The sequence below is a fragment of the Luteimonas sp. MC1828 genome, from assembly GCF_016461615.1.
Classification (GTDB): domain Bacteria; phylum Pseudomonadota; class Gammaproteobacteria; order Xanthomonadales; family Xanthomonadaceae; genus Luteimonas.
In genome coordinates, this window is record NZ_JAEMNY010000001.1 from 125,624 (window position 1) to 144,097 (window position 18,474).

The following is an 18,474-nucleotide window of genomic DNA, read 5'->3' on the forward strand; positions in this document are numbered from 1 at the left end:
CTGCCGCCCATGCCCCCCGATTCGATGCGGAACATCCGCAACTTCTCCATCATCGCCCACGTCGACCACGGCAAGTCCACGCTGGCCGACCGCATCATCCAGATCTGTGGCGGCCTGACCGCGCGCGAGATGGAGACGCAGGTCCTCGACAACAATCCGATCGAGCGCGAGCGCGGCATCACCATCAAGGCACAGTCGGTGTCGCTGCCGTACACCGCGCGCGACGGCCAGACCTATTTCCTGAACTTCATCGACACCCCCGGCCACGTCGACTTCAGCTACGAGGTCAGCCGCTCGCTGGCCGCATGCGAGGGCGCGCTGCTGGTGGTGGACGCCGCGCAGGGCGTCGAGGCGCAGTCGGTCGCCAACTGCTACACCGCGGTGGAGCAGGGCCTGGAAGTGGTGCCGGTGATCAACAAGATCGACCTGCCGACCGCCGACATCGAGCGCGCCAAGGCCGAGATCGAGGCCGTGATCGGCATCGATGCCAGCGACGCGGTGGCGATCAGCGCCAAGACCGGGCTCAACGTCGAGGACGTGCTCGAGGCCATCGTGCAGCGCATCCCGCCGCCCGCGCCGCGCGAGACGGACAAGCTGCAGGCCCTGATCATCGATTCCTGGTTCGACAACTACCTGGGCGTGGTGTCGCTGGTGCGGGTGATGCAGGGCGAGATCAAGGCCGGCGACAAGATGCTGGTCATGTCCACCGGACGCACCCATCAAGTGGACAAGGTCGGCGTGTTCACGCCCAAGCGCAAGGAGCTGGCGAAGCTCCGCGCGGGCGAGGTGGGCTGGATCAACGCGTCGATCAAGGACGTGCACGGCGCGCCTGTCGGCGACACGCTCACGCTGGCCACGGATCCGGCGCCGGCACCGCTGCCGGGCTTCCAGGAAATGCAGCCGCGTGTGTTCGCCGGCCTGTTCCCTGTGGATGCCGACGACTACCCGTCGCTGCGCGAAGCGCTCGACAAGCTGCGCCTCAATGACGCCGCGCTGCGCTTCGAGCCCGAGAGCTCCGAGGCGATGGGCTTCGGTTTCCGCTGCGGCTTCCTCGGCATGCTGCACATGGAGATCGTGCAGGAGCGCCTGGAGCGCGAGTACGACCTCAACCTCATTTCCACCGCGCCGACGGTGGTGTACGAAGTGCTGAAGACCGACGGCAGCATCCTCACCCTCGACAACCCGGCCAAGCTGCCGCCGGTGAACCTGATCGAAGAGGTGCGCGAGCCGATCATCCGCGCCAACATCCTCACGCCGCCGGATTACGTGGGCAACGTGATCACCCTGTGCGAGGAAAAGCGCGGCAGCCAGATCGGCATCAACTACCTCGGCAGCCAGGTGCAGATCAGCTACGAGCTGCCGATGGCGGAAGTCGTGCTCGACTTCTTCGACCGCCTGAAGTCGGTGTCGCGCGGCTACGCGTCGCTGGACTACCAGTTCCTGCGTTTCGATGCCGGCCCGTTCGTGCGCATCGACACCCTGATCAACGGCGACAAGGTCGACGCGCTGTCGCTCATCGTTCACCGCCAGCACGCCGACCGTCGCGGCCGCGACATCACCGAAAAAATGCGCGAACTGATCCCGCGGCAGATGTTCGACGTGGCCATCCAGGCCGCGGTCGGCTCGCAGATCATCGCCCGCACCACGGTCAAGGCGATGCGCAAGAACGTGTTGGCCAAATGTTATGGTGGCGACATCTCGCGCAAGAAGAAGCTGCTCGAGAAGCAGAAGGAAGGCAAGAAGCGCATGAAGCAGGTCGGACGCGTCGAGATCCCGCAGGAAGCCTTCCTCGCGGTACTCCAGGTCGACAACAAGTAGCCGAACCGGGGACGCCGCGATGATGAAATGGTTTGAATTGGGACTCGTGCTGCTCACCTTCCTGAGTGGCCTCATCTGGCTGCTCGACAGGCTGGTGTTCGCCAAGCGCCGGGCCGCTGCCGCCGGGCTGCTGGAACCGCAGGAGCCGGTGGTCGTCGACTACGCGCGCGCCTTCTTCCCGATCCTCGCGGTGGTGCTGGTGCTGCGGAGCTTCATCGCCGAGCCGTTCCGGATCCCGTCGACCTCGATGATGCCCACGCTCCTGGTCGGCGACTTCATCCTGGTCAACAAGTTCGCCTACGGCCTGCGGCTGCCGGTCAACAACCACAAGGTGGTCGCCATCGGCGAGCCTGCGCGTGGTGACGTGGTGGTGTTCCGCCCGCCGCAGTACCCCGACCAGGACTGGATCAAGCGCGTCGTGGGCCTGCCGGGTGACCGCATCGCCTACCGCGACAACACCGTGTTCGTGAACGGCGACGCGGTGGCGAACGCGCCCGTGGGCCGCTACGTGGGCAAGGGCCGCGGCGACGAGATGTCCGGCGCCACCCTGCTCACCGAGGACCTCGGCGGGCGCCGCCATGAGATGCTCGAGGTCGACAGTCCGCTGTTCGCCAACCACGGCGTGGGCGAGTGGACGGTGCCGGCCGGCGAGTATTTCGTCATGGGCGACAATCGTGATAGAAGCGACGACAGCCGCTTCTGGGGGACCCTTCCGGAGAGCCAGCTACGCGGCAAGGCCTTCCTGGTGTGGATGAATTTCGACAGTTCCGCCGGTGGGGTGGATTTCGGCCGCATCGGCACGCGCATTCCCTGAGCCGTCGGCACGGGGCATGGACACTGGTGTTCTAGGGGATCGAGGGGAAACTGCTATGAGGAATTCGCAACGCGGCATCACCCTGCTGGGGTTCGTCATCGTGCTGGGCGTGGTCGGCCTGTTCGCCTATGTCGGCATGAAGCTGTTCCCGATGTACTCCGAGTATTACAGCGTGCGGTCCGCGCTCAAGGGCCTGTCGCAGGAGCCGGGGATCGCCAACACCGATCCGCGCAAGATCCAGGACCTGTTCTTCCGCCGGCTGGGCATCAGCTACGCCGAAAACATCAAAGCCCAGCACGTCAAGATCACGCGCGTCGACAACGGCTGGCAGATGGACGTGAACTACGAGGTGCGCAAGCCGATGATCGCGAACCTCGATGTGGTCGGCAGGTTCGATACCACGCAGATGTTGACCAGGTCCGGTGACACCAACTGATGCCGGCGGCGTCCGCTTCGCGGGGCACGTGTTCCGCGACGGCGGCTTGCTTGCGCAGGCGCTGACCCACCGCAGCGCCGGCGCTCCGCACAACGAGCGGCTGGAATTCCTGGGCGACGCGCTGGTCGGCCTGATCGTCGCCGAGGCGCTGTACCTGCGCTGGCCCAAGGCCGACGAGGGCGTCATGACCCGCGCCCGCGCCGAGCTGGTGCGGGAATCCTCGCTGGCGCAGATCGCTCGCGACCTCGACCTCGGGCCACGCATCACCCTCGGCCCGGGCGAGATGAAGTCCGGCGGCCACCGTCGCGATTCCATCCTGTCCGATGCGCTCGAGGCGCTGGTGGGCGCCATCTACCTCGACGGCGGCTTTGACGCCTGCTGCACCGCGGTGCTGCCATGGTTCGAGCCTGCGCTCGCCGGGCTTGCCGCGGGCCGCATCGGCAAGGACCCCAAGACCCGGCTGCAGGAGTGGCTGCAGGGCCGCCAGCGCCCGTTGCCGGTCTACGATCTCCTGTCCGAGGCCGGTGACGAACACGCCAAGGTCTTCCACGTGCGCTGCACGCTGGTCGAACCCGCGCTGTCGGCACCGGGTGAGGGCAGTTCGCGCCGCGCCGCCGAGCAGGCCGCCGCGGGCGCAGTACTCGCACAACTGGAAGCAGACAAGCCATGAACACCCCCCACGACGCCGAAGCCGGCCACCGCAGCGGCGCCATCGCCGTCATCGGGCGGCCCAACGTCGGCAAGTCCACGCTGGTCAACGCCCTGGTCGGCGCCAAGGTCAGCATCGTCTCCAACCGCCCGCAGACCACGCGCCACCGGCTGCTCGGCATCGCCACCGTGCCCGGTGGCCAGCTGTTGCTGGTCGACACGCCCGGCATCCACCGCGGCGAGCGCAGCCAGTCGGCGACCGCCATGCACCGGATGATGAACCGCGCCGCGCGCGGCGCGCTGGAAGGGGTCGAGGCCGTGGTGCTGGTGGTCGAGGCCGGCCGTTGGGACGAGGAAGACACGCTCGCCTATGAATCGCTGCGCGAGGCCGCGGTGCCGGTGGTGCTGGTGGTCAACCAGGTCGACCGCATCCGCGACAAGGCGGCGCTGCTGCCGTACCTGCAGCAGGTCACCGAAGGCCGCGAGTTCGCCGGCGTGCATCCGATCTCGGCGCTCAAGCGCAAGGGCCTGGAGGCGCTGGTCGCCCAGCTCCTGACGCTGGTGCCCGAGCAGCCGCCCATGTACGCCGAGGACGAGATCACCGACAAGAGCCAGCGCTTCCTCGCCGGCGAGATGCTGCGCGAACAGCTGATGCGCCAGCTCGGCGCGGAGCTGCCGTACGCCACCACGGTCGAGATCGAGTCGTTCACCGAGGAGGCCACGAAATCCGGGCCGATGATGCGCATCGGCGCGGTGGTCTGGGTGGAGCGCGACGGCCAGAAGGCGATCGTGATCGGCAAGGGCGGCACGCGCCTGCGCGAGATCGGCAGCAAGGCGCGGCTGTCGATGGAGCGGCTGTTCGGCTGCAAGGTGTTCCTGGAGACCTGGGTGCGCGTGCGCCAGGGCTGGTCCGACGACGAAGCCGCGTTGCGTACCTTCGGCTACGACGAATAGCGCCCATACAATGCGCGGATGCGCTTGCTCGGCCAGCCCGCCTATGTCCTCCATGCCCGGCCGTGGCGTGAGACCAGCCTGCTGCTCGAGGTCCTGACCGCCGAGCACGGGCGCATGGGGCTGGTGGCGCGCGGCGTGCACGGGCCGCGGCGACAGGCACTGCGCGCAGCGCTGCAGCCGCTGCAGCACATCCGCTTCGACGCCGTGCAGCGCGGCGAGCTGGCGCACCTCAACGCCGCCGAGGCGATCGATGCCGCGCCCAGGCTGCAGGGCGAGGCGATGCTTGCCGGCTTCTACGTCAACGAACTGTTGCTGCGGCTGGCACCACGCCAGGATCCTCAACCGGAGCTGTACGCGCTCTACGGTGAGCTGCGTGCGCGGCTTGGCGCCGGCGAGCCGCTGGCCTGGACCCTGCGCCGCTTCGAGCGCGACCTGCTTGACGCGCTCGGCGTGGGCTTCGACCTTGCGCACGACGGCGACAGCGTGCCGCTGGACCCGGCGGCGCGCTATCGGCTCGATCCCGAGCAAGGGCCGCATCGCGTGCGCGGTGAGCGCGACGGCGAGCGTTCGCGCAGCGCGACCGGGCGTGCGCTGCTGGCTTTGGCGGCTGACGACGCACCGCCACCGCCGGAGGAGCTGGGCGGGCTGCGGCGCGTGCTGCGCGAGGTGCTGGTCGCCCATCTCGGCGCACGGCCGCTGACCTCGTGGCAGCTGATGGCCGACCTCGGTCGGCTCACCACTCAGGGCGGTGGCATCAGGTCCTGAGCGGCGTCCGTGAACGCCTGCAGCGCAGCGGCGGATCCGGGCGCGCCTTCCAGTGCGGCCACCGCGTCGGCAAGGCGCGCCGCACCCACGAAGCCGCAGCTCGCGCGCAGCCGGTGCAGAGCATCGCGCATGCGGCGTTCGTCGCCGTCGCGGGCCGATGACGCCACAAGGTCGCGCGCAGCCGGGAGTTCGTCGAGGAACAGGATGCGCAGCGCATCGACGTGCGCGCGCTCGCCGTTGAGCGCACGCAGCGCGGCGAAGTCGTCCCAGGTGGGCGGCGGGCCAACCACATCCGCGGCGTCGCCGGCCACGTCCTCGGCGACGCGCGGTGGCCGCCATGTGCCGATCGCATCGGCCAGCGACGCGCGCAGGGCGGACGCCGAAAGCGGCTTGACCAGCACGGATGCGAAGCCGGCGGCGCGCAGCTCGTGGTGCAGCCACGGATCATGCGCGGCGGTGTGCGCGATCGCGGGCGTGGTCAGGCCGAGTGCGCGCAGCTCGGCCAGCAGGCCGGCGCCATCGCCATCGGGCAGGCGCGCATCGACCAGCCACAGCGCGTGGCCGGCGTCGGAGGCCTTGGCAAGCGCCGCGAGATGGCTGTCGGCCATGTCCACGATGGCCGGCAGCGCTTCGATGGCGGCGGCCATGAAGGCGGCGGTGGTGGGGTCGTCCTCGACCAGCAGGATGCGTGGCTTCATCGGTGCGTGTCGTCCTGTCGTTATTCTGGCGGCCATGCCGAGGGCGATCTTACCGCTGCTTCTACTGCTGCTGCTGCTGGGTGCGGCAGATGCGGCGTGGGCGCGCACCCTGACGGCGACGATCGCTCGCGTGACCACGCCGGTGGCAAGCCTCGAGGGCGTCGAGATGCGGGTGCATTGGCCGGCGGGCGCTGCCGAAGGCGAGCTGCAGCTGCGGGCCGCACGGGTGGACGCGCCGGACCTGGGCTACCGGTTCCGGGACGTCGACTGGCGCTGCCCGCTGCGTCGCGATGGCCAGGGCTGGCGCTGCGATGGCCAGGTCCGCCAGCAGCGCGGCGCGCCGCTGCGGCTGGCATTGGCGCTGGCGCCGCGCATGGCGAACGTGGACGCATCGCTGTCCGCGGCGGGCGGAGGCGGTCCGCCGCGCCTGGCCGTGCATTACGATCGCGCCGCGCCGGACATCACGCGCATCGATCTTGCGGCCGTGCCGGTCGCCTGGGCGCAGGCCCTGGCCAGCCAGGCCTGGTCGGCTGGCCGATTCAGCGCAGGCACGCTCGATGGAACGGTGCGCGTGCACGCTCCCCGCGATGGTCCGCTGCACGTGCAGGCACCGCTCACGCTCGACGGCGTCGGGTTCGACACCGCCGACGGCAGCATGGCCGGCGAAGGGCTGGATGCGGAGCTGCGCATCGACTGGCGCGCGCTGGCCGCCGGGCCGCGCATCACCGTCGATGGCGCGCTGCGCGGCGGCGAGCTGCTTTTCGGCAACGCGTACGTCGCGCTGCCAGCGCACCCGGTGGCGGTGCACGTGGCGCTGCAGGGTGGTGCCGATGGCTGGACCGTTCCGGCATTCTCCGCCAGTGATCCCGGCGCGCTGGAGGTCAGCGGGCATGCGGCGCTGGCTGGCGATGGCGCCGTGCACAGCCTCGACCTGTCGTTGCGCAGCGATGCGGTGGCGGCACTGCCCGAACGCTATCTCTCCGGCTGGCTGGGCATAGCGGGCCTGACCGGCCTGACGCTCGAGGGCGCGCTGTCGGCCGAACTCGCGCTGCGCGACGGGAGCCTGCACGCGCTTGCGCTGCGTCCGGTCACGCTGGACGTGGCGGCGCCCGACGGACGATTCGCCTTCCACGGACTGGACGGCGAGCTGCGCATCGTCGCCGACGGCAGCGCAGACAGCGCGCTCGGCTGGCGCGGCGGTGCGCTGGGCGATATCGCGTTCGGGCCCGCACGCCTGCCCTGGCGCAGCCGTGACGGCCGACTGGCGCTGCGCGAACCGGTGCGCGTGGCGCTGCTGGGTGGAGAGCTCGCACTGTCCGGCCTGTCGCTGGCCCTGCCGCGCGACGGCAGGGGGATGGAGATGGAAGGCGCCGTGGCCGTCGAGGCGCTGGACATGGCGAGCCTGGCGAAGGCGCTCGGGCTGCCGGCATTCCCGGGCACGCTGTCGGGCGTCATCCCGCGCATGCACTATGCGGCCGAGCGCCTCGCCTTCGATGGCGGCCTGTCGATGCGTGCCTTCGACGGCGAGGTGCGGGTGTCGTCGCTGGCCATGGAGCGCCCGTTCGGCGTGGCACCCACGCTGTCGGCCGACATCGTGCTGGACGGCCTCGACATGCAGTCGCTGACCGGTGTGTTCGATTTCGGCAGCATCAGCGGGCGCCTGCACGGCCAGGTGCTGGGCCTGCGCCTGGTCGACTGGCAGGCCACCGGGTTCGATGCCGAGCTGCACACCGAAGCCAGGCGCGGCGTGCGCCAGCGCATCAGCCAGCGCGCCGTGCAGAACATCTCCAGCGTCGGCGACGCCTCGTTCGTGACCAGCCTGCAAGGGCAGTTGCTGGCGGTGTTCGACGACTTCGGCTATCGCCGCATCGGCATCTCCTGCCGGCTGGCCAACGGCGTCTGCGCGATGGCTGGGCTTCATCCGCGCGGCGCCGGGTTTGCTATCGTCGAAGGTGCCGGCCTGCCGCGCCTGGACATCGTCGGCTACAACCGCAACGTCGACTGGGAGACCCTTGTCGAACGCCTGGCGGCGGTGGGCTCCGGCGATGTCGCCCCCGTATTCGACTGATCGACCGCGTCCGAGGAGGACTGCATGCGCCACTGGATGGGATTGCCGTTTGTCGCCGCGCTGGTGCTCACCGCCTGCGTCACCATCAATGTCTACTTCCCCGCGGCGGAGGCACGCGAGGCGGCGCGCGAGTTCGTCGAGAAGGTGATCGGCGACGAGGCCGCACCCGAGGCCATGCCCGCGCCCGGCGGTGGCATGGCGATGGTCCCGGCCGAGCGTGCATCGCGCCGCGTGGCCTTCGATCCGTGGATGCTGCTCGGCATCGCGCCGGCCCACGCGCAGGCGCCGGACATCACCATCCGCACGCCCGCCATCCAGGCGATCCAGTCGCGGATGGAAGCGCGCTTCGACAGCCTGCGCCCGCACTTCGACAGCGGCGCGCTGGGCTTCGGGGGCGATGGCCTGCTGGTGGTGCGCGAGGCGGCCCAGGTGCCGCTCAAGGATCGCGTGGCGGTGAACGCGGCCGTTGCCGACGACAACCGCGACCGCAAGGCGGTGTATCGCGAGATTGCCGTTGCCAATGGCCATCCCGAGTGGGAGGCGCAGATCCGCGACGTGTTCGCGCGGCAGTGGATTGCAAGCGCGCGGCCGGGATGGTGGTACCAGCAGGGCGGGGCCTGGAAGCAGAAGTAGGCGGCGCGCCCCAGCCGCCGGGCGGCGCCCGCGCCGGCGGCTTCTGCGACAATGTGCGGCCGTTTCCGAGGGCCGCAACGCCTTGGCTCGCATCGACCAGACCCCTTTCCAGGCCGAGATCCTCGACCTCAGCCATGACGGCCGCGGCGTTGCCCGGCGCCCCGAAGGCCACGTCAACGCCGGCAAGGCGGTGTTCGTCGCAGGCGCGCTGCCGGGCGAGGTCGTCCTGGCCAGGCAGACCGCGCGCTCGCGGCATTTCGATGAAGCCGAAGCGGTCGAGGTGCTCACCGCCTCGCCGGAGCGCGTCGTGCCGCGCTGCCCGCACTTCGGCACCTGCGGTGGCTGCACGTTGCAGCACCTGGCCGAGGACCGCCAGATCGTCGCCAAGGCGCGGGTGTTGAACGACAACCTCGCGCGCATCGGCCACGTCACCCCGGATGCGGTGCTCGCGCCGCTGAGCGGTGCCGCGTGGGGCTATCGCCGCAAGGGCCGCTTCTCGGTGCGCCGCGTCGAGAAGAAGGGCAGGACGCTGGTCGGGTTCCGCGAGCGCGACCCGCGCTTCGTCGCCGAGCTGCGCGAATGCCACACCGTCATCCCGGCGCTGGGCATGCGCGTCGAGGCGCTGGCGGCGCTGGTCGACTCGCTGGACGCGCGCAGCGACATCCCGCAGATCGAGTTCATCGCCGGCGACGACACCATCGCGCTGGTGTTCCGCCATCTGCAGCCGCTGGCCGACGCCGACCGTGCGCGGCTGGTGGCGTTCGCGCAGGCGCAGGGCTTCGCCGTGTTCCTGCAGCCGGGTGGCCCCGACTCGGTGCAGCCGCTGTGGCCGGAGCAGGTGGCGCTGTCGTTCCGCCTGGCGCCATGGGACATCGAACTCGGCTTCCGCCCACTGGACTTCATCCAGGTCAACGCCGACCTCAACGAGAAGATGATCGCGCACGCGCTCGCGCTGCTCGACGTGCAGCCCGGCGAGCGCGTGCTCGACCTGTTCTGCGGACTGGGCAATTTCACCCTGCCGCTGGGACGGGTGGCCGCCGAGGTCGTCGGCGTGGAAGGCGATGCCGGGCTGGTGGCGCGCGCGCGCGAAAACGCCGAGCGCAACGCCATGCCGCACGTCAGCTTCCACGCGGCGGATCTGTCCACCGATCTCTCGGGCGAGCCGTGGATGCGCGCCGGCTTCGACAAGCTGCTGCTCGACCCGGCACGCGCCGGCGCGATCGACGTGCTGAAGCAGCTGCCGCTGAAGGGCCTGAAGCGCATCGTCTACGTCAGCTGCCATCCCGGCTCGCTGGCGCGCGATGCCGGCTACCTGGTCAACGAGCGCGGCTGGCGCCTGCGTTCGGCCGGGGTGATGGACATGTTCCCGCATACCGCCCACGTCGAATCGATCGCCGTGTTCGAACCGGCATGACGCGGCCCGGCGTCGCACACACACACGCAGGAGTTCCCGGTGGCAATTGAGATCGAACGCAAGTTCCTGGTGGCCGGCGACGGCTGGCGCGCCGCCGCGCACGCGGTGGTGCCGATGGCGCAGGGCTACATCAACGACCAGGCGGCGATGGACGAAGGCCGCCAGAACGCCTCGGTGCGGGTGCGCATCGCCGGCGAAGAAGCCTTCCTCAACCTCAAGTCGCGCGAGCTCGGCCACACCCGCCAGGAGTTCGATTATCTGATCCCGGTCGACGACGCGCGCGCCCTGCTGGCGCTGTGCGTCGGCGGCGTGGTCGACAAGCGCCGGCACCTGGTCTGCCATGGCGATCACCTCTGGGAGGTCGACGAATTCCTCGGCGACAACGCTGGCCTGGTGGTGGCCGAAGTCGAGCTTGGCAGCGCCGATGAACCCTTCATGCGCCCGGACTGGCTGGGTGCCGAAGCCACCGACTGTCCGCGCTACTACAATCTGGCCCTGGCCTCGCGCCCGTACTCGCAATGGAGCGAGGCCGAGCGCGCCGGCCCGGAAGCCTGAAGGAGAAAGTCCATGCTCGTCATCGGCGTCGAAGGCACCGAACTCACCGCGCGCGAGCGCGACTGGCTGCAGCACGACGCCTGCGCCGGCGTGATCCTGTTCACCCGGAACTTCGCATCGCGCGAGCAGGTCGCCGAGCTGTCGGCGGCGATCCGCGCCGCCGCGCCGCGGCCGCAGCTGGTGTGCGTCGACCAGGAAGGCGGCCGCGTGCAGCGCTTCCGCGAGGGCTACAGCGCGCTGCCGTCGCTGCAGGGCTTCGGGCGCGAGTACGCCGTCGATCCGCAGGCCGCGCTGGAGCGCGCGCGTGAGCACGCCTGGCTGATGGCCAGCGAGGTGCGCGCTTCCGGCGTGGACCTCAGCTTCGCGCCGGTGGTCGACCTTGGCCGCGGCAACCTCGCCATCGGCGACCGCGCGTTCTCCGACGATCCGCAGGTGGTTGCCGCGTTCACCCGCGCCTACGTCGAAGGCATGCACGCTGCCGGCATGGCCGCCACGTTGAAGCACTTCCCGGGCCACGGCTCGGTGCGCGAGGACACGCACTTCGACGACGCGGTCGACGACCGCACGCTGGACGCGATCCGCGCCGACGACCTCGTGCCGTTCGTGGCCGGCATCGACGCGGGCGCCGACGCGGTGATGCTGGCGCACGTGGTCTACCCCCAGGTCGCGCCGGAACCGGCGGGCTACTCGCCGCGCTGGATCAACGAGATCCTGCGCAGCGAGATGGGCTTCCGCGGCGTGGTGTTCTCCGACGACATCGGCATGGCCGCGGCGTTCTCGGCGGGCGGCGTGAAGCAGCGCATCGATGCGCACCTCGACGCCGGCTGCGACGTGGTGCTGGTCTGCCACCCGGACCTGGTCGAGGAGTCGTTGGCTGCCGTCGAAGGCCGCACGCTCAACACCATGGCGCTCACCGGGCTGCTCGGCCGCGGGGCACTCGGCTGGGACGGATTGCTCGCGGATGCGCGCTACAGCCGCGCGCGCAGCGGCCAGGGCGGCGGGGTGGCGGCATGAGCGCGGCGCTGCTTGCCGACGCGCTCGCCGGCGCCGACGTGATCCACGATCGCGCCGCGCTGGAAGCCGCGATCGAAGGCATGGCCGATGCCATCGTGCCGGACTACGCCGGCGAGGCGCAGCCGCCGCTGTACATCACCATCATGCACGGCGGCATGCCGTTCGCCGCGCAGCTGGCGTTCGCGCTGGGCGAGCGCGGGCTGGACCTCGAATTCGATTACCTGCACGCCACCCGCTACCGCGGCGCGACCAGTGGTTCGCGGCTGGCGTGGCTGCACCGCCCCGCAACGCCCATGCGCGGCCGCCGCGTGCTGCTGGTCGACGACATCCTCGACGAAGGCCACACGCTCAACGCCGTGATCCGCTGGTGCCAGGACGAGGGCGCGGTCGACGTGCGCGTGGCGGTGCTGGCGACCAAGATCCACGACCGCTGCGTCGAAGGCGTGTGCGCGGATTACTCGGGTGTCGAAGTCCCGGACCGCTACGTGTTCGGTTACGGCATGGATTACAACGAGCAGGGCCGCAACCTGCCGGCCATCTACGCACTCGCCGACTGACCGGAGACAGCGCATGAGCCCGACGATTCCCGACCTCGCGCTCGCCGTCATCGGCGGGACCGGGCTGTACCAGCTGGCCGGCCTCGAGGACGTCGAGCCGCACCAGCCGGTGACGCGTTTCGGCGCGCCGTCCGGACCGGTCCGCATCGGCACCCTGGACGGGCATCGTGTCGCGTTCCTCGCGCGCCATGGCGAAGGTCATTCCGTGCCGCCGCACCTGGTGAACTACCGCGCCAACCTGGTGGCGCTGCAGGCGCTTGGCGTGCGCCGCGTGCTCGCGCTGAACACCGTGGGCGGCATCACCGCGCGCTTCGGTCCGCGCGTGCTGGCCTGCCCGGACCAGCTGATCGACTACACCTGGGGCCGCGTGTCGACGTTCTGCGAGGAGCCCGGCAGCGAGGTGCTGCACGTGGACTTCGGTGATCCGTACACGCCGTCGCTGCGCCACGCGGTGATCGCCGCGGCCGCCAGGTCCGGCGTCGCGCTGCTCGACGGGGGGTGTTACGGCGTTACACAGGGGCCGCGCCTGGAGACACGCGCCGAGATCACGCGCTTGGCGCGCGACGGCTGCGACCTGGTCGGCATGACCGGCATGCCCGAGGCCGGGCTGGCGCGCGAGCTTGGCCTCGACTACGCATGCCTGGCCATCGTCGCCAACTGGGCGGCCGGCGCAGGTCCGGTGCACGACGAGGTGATCACCATCGAAGAGGTGGTGGCCAACGTCGAAGCGGCGTCCTCCGGATTGCCCGGCCTGGTCTCGGCCCTGCTCGCGGGGTGATTGAAGTCGGCCGGGTTGCTTTGCATACTCGGGCCGTGTGTCCAGGCGCCTTGCACGCAGGCCACACGCAATCGCATCCAGACGAGGTGGACAGAGTCATGCAATACGGCACAGTGAAGTGGTTCAACGACGCCAAGGGCTTCGGTTTCATCGCACCGGAGGACGGCAGCACGGATGTCTTCGTGCACTACTCGGCAATCTCATCGGAAGGCTTCCGCAGCCTGCAGGAAGGGCAGCGCGTCAGCTACGAAGTCACCCAGGGGCCGAAGGGCGCGCAGGCGACCGGCGTCGCACCGGTCGCGTAAGCGCGACGATCAGGAAAAGAAAGCATTTTCCCTGTTCCGGGGCCTCGTGATGCGGGGCCCCTTTTTTCTGGGGGGAGTGCGACAAGCTGTACTGGATCCCGCTGGCACTGGCCATGGCCGCCTCACCGATGCCCACCACCGCTGGTCAAACCGAAGTTCAGCCGCCCGCACCGCTGGTGATCGCGCACCGCGGCGCCAGCGCGGTGCTGCCCGAGCACACCCTGGCCGCATACGCGCGCGCCATCGAGGACGGCGCCGACTACATCGAGCCGGACCTCGTCGCCACCCGCGACGGCGTGCTGGTGGCGCGGCACGAGGGCGAGATCGGTGGCACCACCGACGTCGCCGCGCACCCGGCCTTCGCCGACCGCAGGACGACGCGCCGCGTCGACGGCCGCGAGATCGAAGGCTGGTTCGTGGAGGACTTCACGCTCGCCGAACTGCGCTCGCTGCGTGCCCGCGAACGCCTCCCGCAGCTGCGCGGCACCGCGCACGACGGCCTGTACGCAGTCCCGACCTTCGACGAGATCGTGGCGCTGGTGGCGCGTGAATCGGCCGCGCGCGGGCGCGAACTCGGCCTGATTCCCGAGCTCAAGCATTCCACCCACTTCAGTGCGCGCGGACTGCCGCTCGAGGACCGCCTGCTCGACGCGCTGGCTGCGCACCCCTACACCCGCAGCGCAGCGGTGGTGATCCAGTCGTTCGAAGTCGGCAACCTGCGCGCGCTGCGCGCGAAGCTGGGCGAGGGCAGGGCGAACATCCGCCTGCTGCAACTGCTCGGCGCGGCGGATGCGCGACCTGCCGACATCGCCGCTGGCGGACCGACCTATGCCGACATGGCGACTGCCGCAGGCCTGCGCGAAGTCGCCACCTATGCCGACGTGCTCGGCCCGCAACTTGGCTACGTGGTGCCGGTGGGTGCCGACGGTCGGCTGGGCAAGCCCACCACGCTGGTCGCCGACGCGCACGCCGCCGGACTGCAGGTGATGCCGTATACGTTCCGTCCGGAGAACCGGTTCCTGCCGCGCAGCCTGTGGCAGGGCGAAGACCCGCGCAGCCGCAACGAGGAGGGTGCCGTGGCACATATCCGCGCCCTGCTCGATGCCGGCATCGATGGCTTTTTCACCGACGATGTCCGTGTGGGTCGCAGGGCTGTGGATTAGGCGGCGAGCGGTGACGTTCGGCAGGGTGCATTCCGCCGCATGAAATCCCGGGTCGCCAAGTGTCTGATTTGCCTCGGCCGCGGTAGCGGCTACAACAATGGGGAACGCCATGAAATGGGTAAAGCGCATCGCGGTTGTTCTGGGGCTTCTTGCGTTCGCCCTGACGGCGTACGCCGTCAGCACAGCCAGAGATTCGGACAGGCCGGTCGGCTTCCAGACCGCACGAGTTGAAAGCGGGAGCGGCCCGATCGCCGTAGCCCTGTGGTATCCCACATCCGGAACGCCCCGCCCCACGACGTTCGTGAGTGGCAATCTGCTCAACGTCGCCAGGGACGCGCCTGTGCTCGGCACGAAGCTGCCCGTGGTGCTGGTCTCGCATGGCAATGACGGAAGCGCCCTGAGCCATGTGGACCTCGCGATGGAACTGGCGAGTGCGGGCTACGTCGTGGCGGCGCCCACCCATGCCGGCGACAACTACGCCGACCGTAGCCGCCAGAGTTCGCCGGCGCTCTTCAGCCAGCGTGCGGAGCAAATGCGCGCGACCCTGGATTTTGTCCTGGAGGGATGGCCCGGCGCGTCCAGCGTCGACGCGTCCCGCGTGGGTGCCTATGGCCTGTCCGCAGGCGGCTTTGGCGTGCTCACCCTGGTCGGTGCCAGGCCGGATATGGCCGCTGTCTCGGAGCACTGCCGGCGGACGCCGGAGTTCATCTGCAAAGTCCTCGGGCATGTGAAGTCCCCTCTGCTCGACAGCGGCGAGGGATCGGGAGTGTTCCTGAAGGACCCGCGAATCCGTGCGGCCGCGGTAGCCGCGCCAGGGCTTGGCTTCACGCTGGCGGGAAATGGCTTGTCCGACGTGGACGTTCCCGTGCAGGTATGGAGCGGCGAAAAGGACGACCTCGTGCCTTTCGCGACGAATACCCGGATCGTGCTGGATGGGCTGGGGCCCCGGGCCCTGGCGAGGCAAATGGCTGGCGCCACACACCTGTCGTTCCTGGCGCCCTGCGGCTTGCTGAAGCCTCCGGCCCTCTGCAGTGATCCCGAGGGATTCGACCGGCTTGCCGCCCACAAGGCCATGAACGCGGAGCTGGTTTCCTTCTTCAATTCGCACCTGGGGGCTCCCGTGCAGCACACGGCGCCCGCTCCATGACGACTGTCGCGCCCATGCGCCTTCTCCCCCTGTTGCTGCTGGTCGCATGCGTCTTCGGCGCCTGGCGCTGGTGGGATGGCCGGGAGGCTGCAGGCGCCGATAGCGCCGACAGCGGCGCCGCCATCAGCGAGAACGGCTTTGTATCCGTGCGCATGCCGGATGGCGCATCGCGGCACGCCGTGCTCGTCCTTGCACCGAAGAACTGTCCGTCCGACCAGGCACGGCGCAGCGAGGCGCTGGTCGCGTTCCTTGAAGACAAGGGCGTGCCCGTGGTCCGGGGCAACTCGATCGCGTTCTCGATGGACGATCCCACGCCCGAACAGGTCGCGGGCGCGAACCGCGCGATCGAAATCTTCAAGCGCGGCGCACCGGCTGTCTTCATCAACGGCATGGCCATGTCCGATCCGACGCCGGCGCAGGCGGCGGCAGAGTACCGGAGGCTTCGCGCGACGGGGCGCTAGTTGCGCCATGCGTGAGGATCGGCTCGAAAAAGCAGGGTTGGGTATCCTTGCAAGGCTGACGCCCGCGGGCGTCCGTCCACCCGCCAGGAGTTACGATTTGAAGACCAGCCTGCTCTCCGCCGCGACCGCGCTCGCACTTGCGATCGCCGCGCCCGTTTCCGCCCATGACGCCCGCGATGCCGCCGGCTGCCTGGACATCGCCTGCGACACCACCCTGCTGTATGCCGCGGACGATTCGGGTGCCGGCAGCACCGGGGCGAACGTCGCAGCCGACCGCTTCGGCACCTGGGGCATCGATACCGCGGGCATGGATCGCGATGTATCGCCGGGTGCGGACTTCTTCGGCTACGTCAGCGGCACGTGGGCCGCGAACACCGACATTCCCGCGGACAAGTCGATGTACGGCTCGTTCCTGGTCCTGCGTGACCTGTCAGAGGCGCGCGTTCGCGGCTTGGTCGAGGGCTACGTCGGGCAGGGCGGCGCCGCGACCGGCGACGCCGCCAAGGTCGCCACGCTGTACCGCAGCTTCCTCGACGAGGCCGCGATCGAGGCCCTGGGCGCGGAGCCGCTGGCGCCGCACCTCGACGCCATCCGCGCCGCGGCCGACAAGGACGCACTTGCCGACCTCATGGGCGCGGCTTCCGGCGGCGTCGGCGCCACCCTGTTCCGCCTTGGCGTGTCCGACGACCAGCGTGATCCCGACCGCTACACGCTCTACATGAGCCAGTCCGGCCTCGGTCTCGGCGACCGCCAGATGTACCTGGACGAGAAGTTCGCGCCGCAGCGCGAGCGCTACGTCGCCTATATCGCGCAGCTGCTGCAACTCGCCGGTTGGGACGATGCGCAGGGCAATGCGCAGCGCGTGTTCGATTTCGAGAAGGCGGTGGCCGAAGCCCACTGGACCCGCGCCGAGAGCCGTGACCGCAGCCGCACCTACAACCCGGTCGAGCGCGCCGACTTCGCCGCCACCGCGCCGGGCGTCAACTGGGAGCGCTTCTTCGCCGCCGCCGGCGTCGAACAGGCGTCGCGCGCGGTCGTGCGCCAGGACAGCGCGATGCCGAAGCTGGCGAAGCTTTTCGCCGCTGCCGACCTCGATACGCTCAAGGCCTGGCAGGCCTTCCACGTCACCGACCAGGCGGCGCCGATGCTGTCGAAGGCCTTCGTCGACGCCCACTTCGACTTCCGCTCGAAGTTCCTCTCCGGCCAGCCCGAGCAGAAGGAACGCTGGAAGCGCGGCGTGGCGCATGCCGAAGAGGCGATGGGCGAGGCCATCGGCCGCGACTACGTGCAGCTGTACTTCCCGCCGGACTCCAAGGCCAAGATGGACGAACTGGTGGCCAACGTGAAGGCGGCCATGGGCGCGCGCCTGGACCAGCTGGAATGGATGGGCGAAGACACCAAGGCGGAGGCCCGCGCCAAGCTGGCCGGCTTCGGCCTGAAGATCGGCCACGCGGAGACCTGGCGCGACTATGCCTCGCTGGAGGTCAGGGACGGCGACGTGCTCGGCAACGCGCTGCGTTCGGCCGCCTTCGAATGGGACTACGACCGCGCGCGCATCGGCCAGCAGGTCGACAAGGCCGAGTGGGGCATGACCCCGCAGACGGTCAACGCCTACTACTCGTCGGTGAAGAACGAGATCGTGTTCCCGGCCGCGATCCTGCAGCCGCCGTTCTTCGATCCCGACGCCGATCCGGCGGTGAACTACGGCGCCATCGGCGGCGTGATCGGCCACGAGATCATCCATGGCTTCGACGACCAGGGCCGCAAGTCGGACGGTGCCGGCCTGCTGCGTGATTGGTGGACGGCCGACGACGCCGCCAAGTTCGAGGTCCAGGCCGCGAAGCTCGGCGCCCAGTACGAGGCCTTCGAGTTCCCGCAGCTGCCGGGCATGCACATCAACGGCAAGGTCGCGATGGGCGAGAACATCGGCGACCTGGGCGGGCTGACCATCGCACTGGAGGCCTACCGTCGCTCGCTCGACGGCAAGCCGGCGCCGGTGATCGACGGCTTCAGCGGTGAGCAGCGCCTGTTCATGGGCTGGGCCCAGGTATGGCGCACCCTGTGGCGCGACGACGCCCTGCGCCAGCAGCTGGTCAACGGCACGCACTCGCCGGGCCACATCCGCGCGTTCGCGCCGCTGCGCAACATCGACGCCTGGTATGACGCGTTCGACGTCAGCGAAGGCGATCCGCTGTGGATCGCGCCCGAGGATCGGGTCCGCATCTGGTAATGCGGGAGTGATGCGC

19 protein-coding genes are annotated in these 18,474 nt (G+C 69.8%); 18 read left to right on the forward strand and 1 reads right to left on the reverse strand.

Features of this window, described 5'->3' with window-relative positions; translation table 11 throughout:
* Positions 1–24 precede the first annotated feature (24 nt).
* Genes lepA through recO form a run of 6 tightly spaced genes read left to right on the forward strand, consistent with a single transcriptional unit; the run spans position 25 to position 5,435 of the window.
* Positions 25–1,818, forward strand: coding sequence for a translation elongation factor 4 (gene lepA, locus JHB91_RS00645; protein ID WP_199373262.1), 1,794 nt, complete (start codon positions 25–27; stop codon positions 1,816–1,818).
* A gap of 22 nt (positions 1,819–1,840) precedes the next feature.
* Positions 1,841–2,632: a signal peptidase I gene (gene lepB / locus JHB91_RS00650; RefSeq protein ID WP_199470799.1), complete on the forward strand. Its 792-nt coding sequence runs from the start codon at positions 1,841–1,843 to the stop codon at positions 2,630–2,632.
* 55 nt (positions 2,633–2,687) lie between these two features.
* Complete coding sequence (locus JHB91_RS00655) at positions 2,688–3,068, forward strand: DUF4845 domain-containing protein (protein ID WP_199470800.1); 381 nt, start codon at positions 2,688–2,690, stop codon at positions 3,066–3,068.
* Positions 3,055–3,738, forward strand: coding sequence for a ribonuclease III (gene rnc, locus JHB91_RS00660; protein WP_199470801.1), 684 nt, complete (start codon positions 3,055–3,057; stop codon positions 3,736–3,738). Before JHB91_RS00655 ends, rnc begins: the two co-directional genes overlap by 14 nt.
* Complete coding sequence (gene era, locus JHB91_RS00665) at positions 3,735–4,670, forward strand: GTPase Era (RefSeq protein ID WP_199470802.1); 936 nt, start codon at positions 3,735–3,737, stop codon at positions 4,668–4,670. Before rnc ends, era begins: the two co-directional genes overlap by 4 nt.
* Positions 4,671–4,688: 18 nt before the next feature.
* On the forward strand, positions 4,689–5,435 hold the full coding sequence (gene recO, locus JHB91_RS00670) for a DNA repair protein RecO (RefSeq protein WP_199470803.1): 747 nt from the start codon (positions 4,689–4,691) through the stop codon (positions 5,433–5,435).
* Here recO and JHB91_RS00675 read toward each other — a convergent pair.
* The gene (locus tag JHB91_RS00675) at positions 5,411–6,133 is read right to left on the reverse strand and encodes a response regulator (protein WP_233398489.1); all 723 of its coding nucleotides are present in this window, start codon (positions 6,131–6,133) and stop codon (positions 5,411–5,413) included. The two genes, recO and JHB91_RS00675, sit on opposite strands and share 25 nt — an antisense overlap.
* Positions 6,134–6,167: 34 nt before the next feature.
* Between JHB91_RS00675 and JHB91_RS00680 the strand changes: the two genes are divergently transcribed.
* The 12 genes from JHB91_RS00680 (at position 6,168) to JHB91_RS00735 (ending at position 18,458) form a co-directional block, all read left to right on the forward strand.
* The gene (locus JHB91_RS00680) at positions 6,168–8,201 is read left to right on the forward strand and encodes a hypothetical protein (RefSeq protein WP_199470805.1); all 2,034 of its coding nucleotides are present in this window, start codon (positions 6,168–6,170) and stop codon (positions 8,199–8,201) included.
* Between the two features lie 24 nt (positions 8,202–8,225).
* Positions 8,226–8,834 (forward strand): YdbL family protein, encoded by a 609-nt coding sequence (locus JHB91_RS00685; protein WP_199470806.1) that lies wholly within the window; start codon positions 8,226–8,228, stop codon positions 8,832–8,834.
* Between the two features lie 82 nt (positions 8,835–8,916).
* On the forward strand, positions 8,917–10,248 hold the full coding sequence (gene rlmD, locus JHB91_RS00690) for a 23S rRNA (uracil(1939)-C(5))-methyltransferase RlmD (RefSeq protein ID WP_233398490.1): 1,332 nt from the start codon (positions 8,917–8,919) through the stop codon (positions 10,246–10,248).
* Between the two features lie 39 nt (positions 10,249–10,287).
* Positions 10,288–10,803 (forward strand): CYTH domain-containing protein, encoded by a 516-nt coding sequence (locus JHB91_RS00695; RefSeq protein WP_199470808.1) that lies wholly within the window; start codon positions 10,288–10,290, stop codon positions 10,801–10,803.
* 12 nt (positions 10,804–10,815) lie between these two features.
* Positions 10,816–11,817: a beta-N-acetylhexosaminidase gene (gene nagZ / locus JHB91_RS00700; protein WP_199470809.1), complete on the forward strand. Its 1,002-nt coding sequence runs from the start codon at positions 10,816–10,818 to the stop codon at positions 11,815–11,817.
* Positions 11,814–12,374: a hypoxanthine-guanine phosphoribosyltransferase gene (locus JHB91_RS00705; RefSeq protein ID WP_199470810.1), complete on the forward strand. Its 561-nt coding sequence runs from the start codon at positions 11,814–11,816 to the stop codon at positions 12,372–12,374. Before nagZ ends, JHB91_RS00705 begins: the two co-directional genes overlap by 4 nt.
* Before the next feature lie 13 nt (positions 12,375–12,387).
* The gene (locus JHB91_RS00710; protein ID WP_199470811.1) at positions 12,388–13,152 is read left to right on the forward strand and encodes an S-methyl-5'-thioinosine phosphorylase; all 765 of its coding nucleotides are present in this window, start codon (positions 12,388–12,390) and stop codon (positions 13,150–13,152) included.
* Between the two features lie 98 nt (positions 13,153–13,250).
* A complete protein-coding gene (locus JHB91_RS00715) occupies positions 13,251–13,457 on the forward strand; it encodes a cold-shock protein (RefSeq protein WP_199373056.1) in 207 nt (68 codons plus the stop codon).
* A 128-nt stretch (positions 13,458–13,585) separates the two neighbouring features.
* On the forward strand, positions 13,586–14,620 hold the full coding sequence (locus tag JHB91_RS00720) for a glycerophosphodiester phosphodiesterase (protein WP_233398491.1): 1,035 nt from the start codon (positions 13,586–13,588) through the stop codon (positions 14,618–14,620).
* A gap of 109 nt (positions 14,621–14,729) precedes the next feature.
* Positions 14,730–15,767, forward strand: coding sequence for a dienelactone hydrolase family protein (locus JHB91_RS00725; RefSeq protein ID WP_199470813.1), 1,038 nt, complete (start codon positions 14,730–14,732; stop codon positions 15,765–15,767).
* Positions 15,764–16,228, forward strand: a complete 465-nt coding sequence (locus JHB91_RS00730) for a hypothetical protein (protein ID WP_199470814.1) — start codon at positions 15,764–15,766, stop codon at positions 16,226–16,228. The genes JHB91_RS00725 and JHB91_RS00730 overlap by 4 nt, the downstream gene beginning before the upstream one ends.
* Before the next feature lie 97 nt (positions 16,229–16,325).
* Positions 16,326–18,458: a M13-type metalloendopeptidase gene (locus JHB91_RS00735; RefSeq protein ID WP_233398492.1), complete on the forward strand. Its 2,133-nt coding sequence runs from the start codon at positions 16,326–16,328 to the stop codon at positions 18,456–18,458.
* The last annotated feature ends 16 nt before the right edge of the window (positions 18,459–18,474 follow it).

Coding starts and splice junctions, on each gene's coding strand:
- lepA (WP_199373262.1), top strand. CDS start 25: ATGCGGAACATCCGCAACTTCTCCATCATCGCCCACGTCGACCACGGC.
- recO (WP_199470803.1), top strand. CDS start 4,689: ATGCGCTTGCTCGGCCAGCCCGCCTATGTCCTCCATGCCCGGCCGTGG.
- JHB91_RS00655 (WP_199470800.1), top strand. CDS start 2,688: ATGAGGAATTCGCAACGCGGCATCACCCTGCTGGGGTTCGTCATCGTG.
- JHB91_RS00725 (WP_199470813.1), top strand. CDS start 14,730: ATGAAATGGGTAAAGCGCATCGCGGTTGTTCTGGGGCTTCTTGCGTTC.
- JHB91_RS00710 (WP_199470811.1), top strand. CDS start 12,388: ATGAGCCCGACGATTCCCGACCTCGCGCTCGCCGTCATCGGCGGGACC.
- JHB91_RS00675 (WP_233398489.1), bottom strand. CDS start 6,133: ATGAAGCCACGCATCCTGCTGGTCGAGGACGACCCCACCACCGCCGCC.
- JHB91_RS00680 (WP_199470805.1), top strand. CDS start 6,168: ATGCCGAGGGCGATCTTACCGCTGCTTCTACTGCTGCTGCTGCTGGGT.
- JHB91_RS00685 (WP_199470806.1), top strand. CDS start 8,226: ATGCGCCACTGGATGGGATTGCCGTTTGTCGCCGCGCTGGTGCTCACC.
- JHB91_RS00715 (WP_199373056.1), top strand. CDS start 13,251: ATGCAATACGGCACAGTGAAGTGGTTCAACGACGCCAAGGGCTTCGGT.
- JHB91_RS00705 (WP_199470810.1), top strand. CDS start 11,814: ATGAGCGCGGCGCTGCTTGCCGACGCGCTCGCCGGCGCCGACGTGATC.
- JHB91_RS00730 (WP_199470814.1), top strand. CDS start 15,764: ATGACGACTGTCGCGCCCATGCGCCTTCTCCCCCTGTTGCTGCTGGTC.
- era (WP_199470802.1), top strand. CDS start 3,735: ATGAACACCCCCCACGACGCCGAAGCCGGCCACCGCAGCGGCGCCATC.
- lepB (WP_199470799.1), top strand. CDS start 1,841: ATGAAATGGTTTGAATTGGGACTCGTGCTGCTCACCTTCCTGAGTGGC.
- nagZ (WP_199470809.1), top strand. CDS start 10,816: ATGCTCGTCATCGGCGTCGAAGGCACCGAACTCACCGCGCGCGAGCGC.
- JHB91_RS00720 (WP_233398491.1), top strand. CDS start 13,586: ATGCCCACCACCGCTGGTCAAACCGAAGTTCAGCCGCCCGCACCGCTG.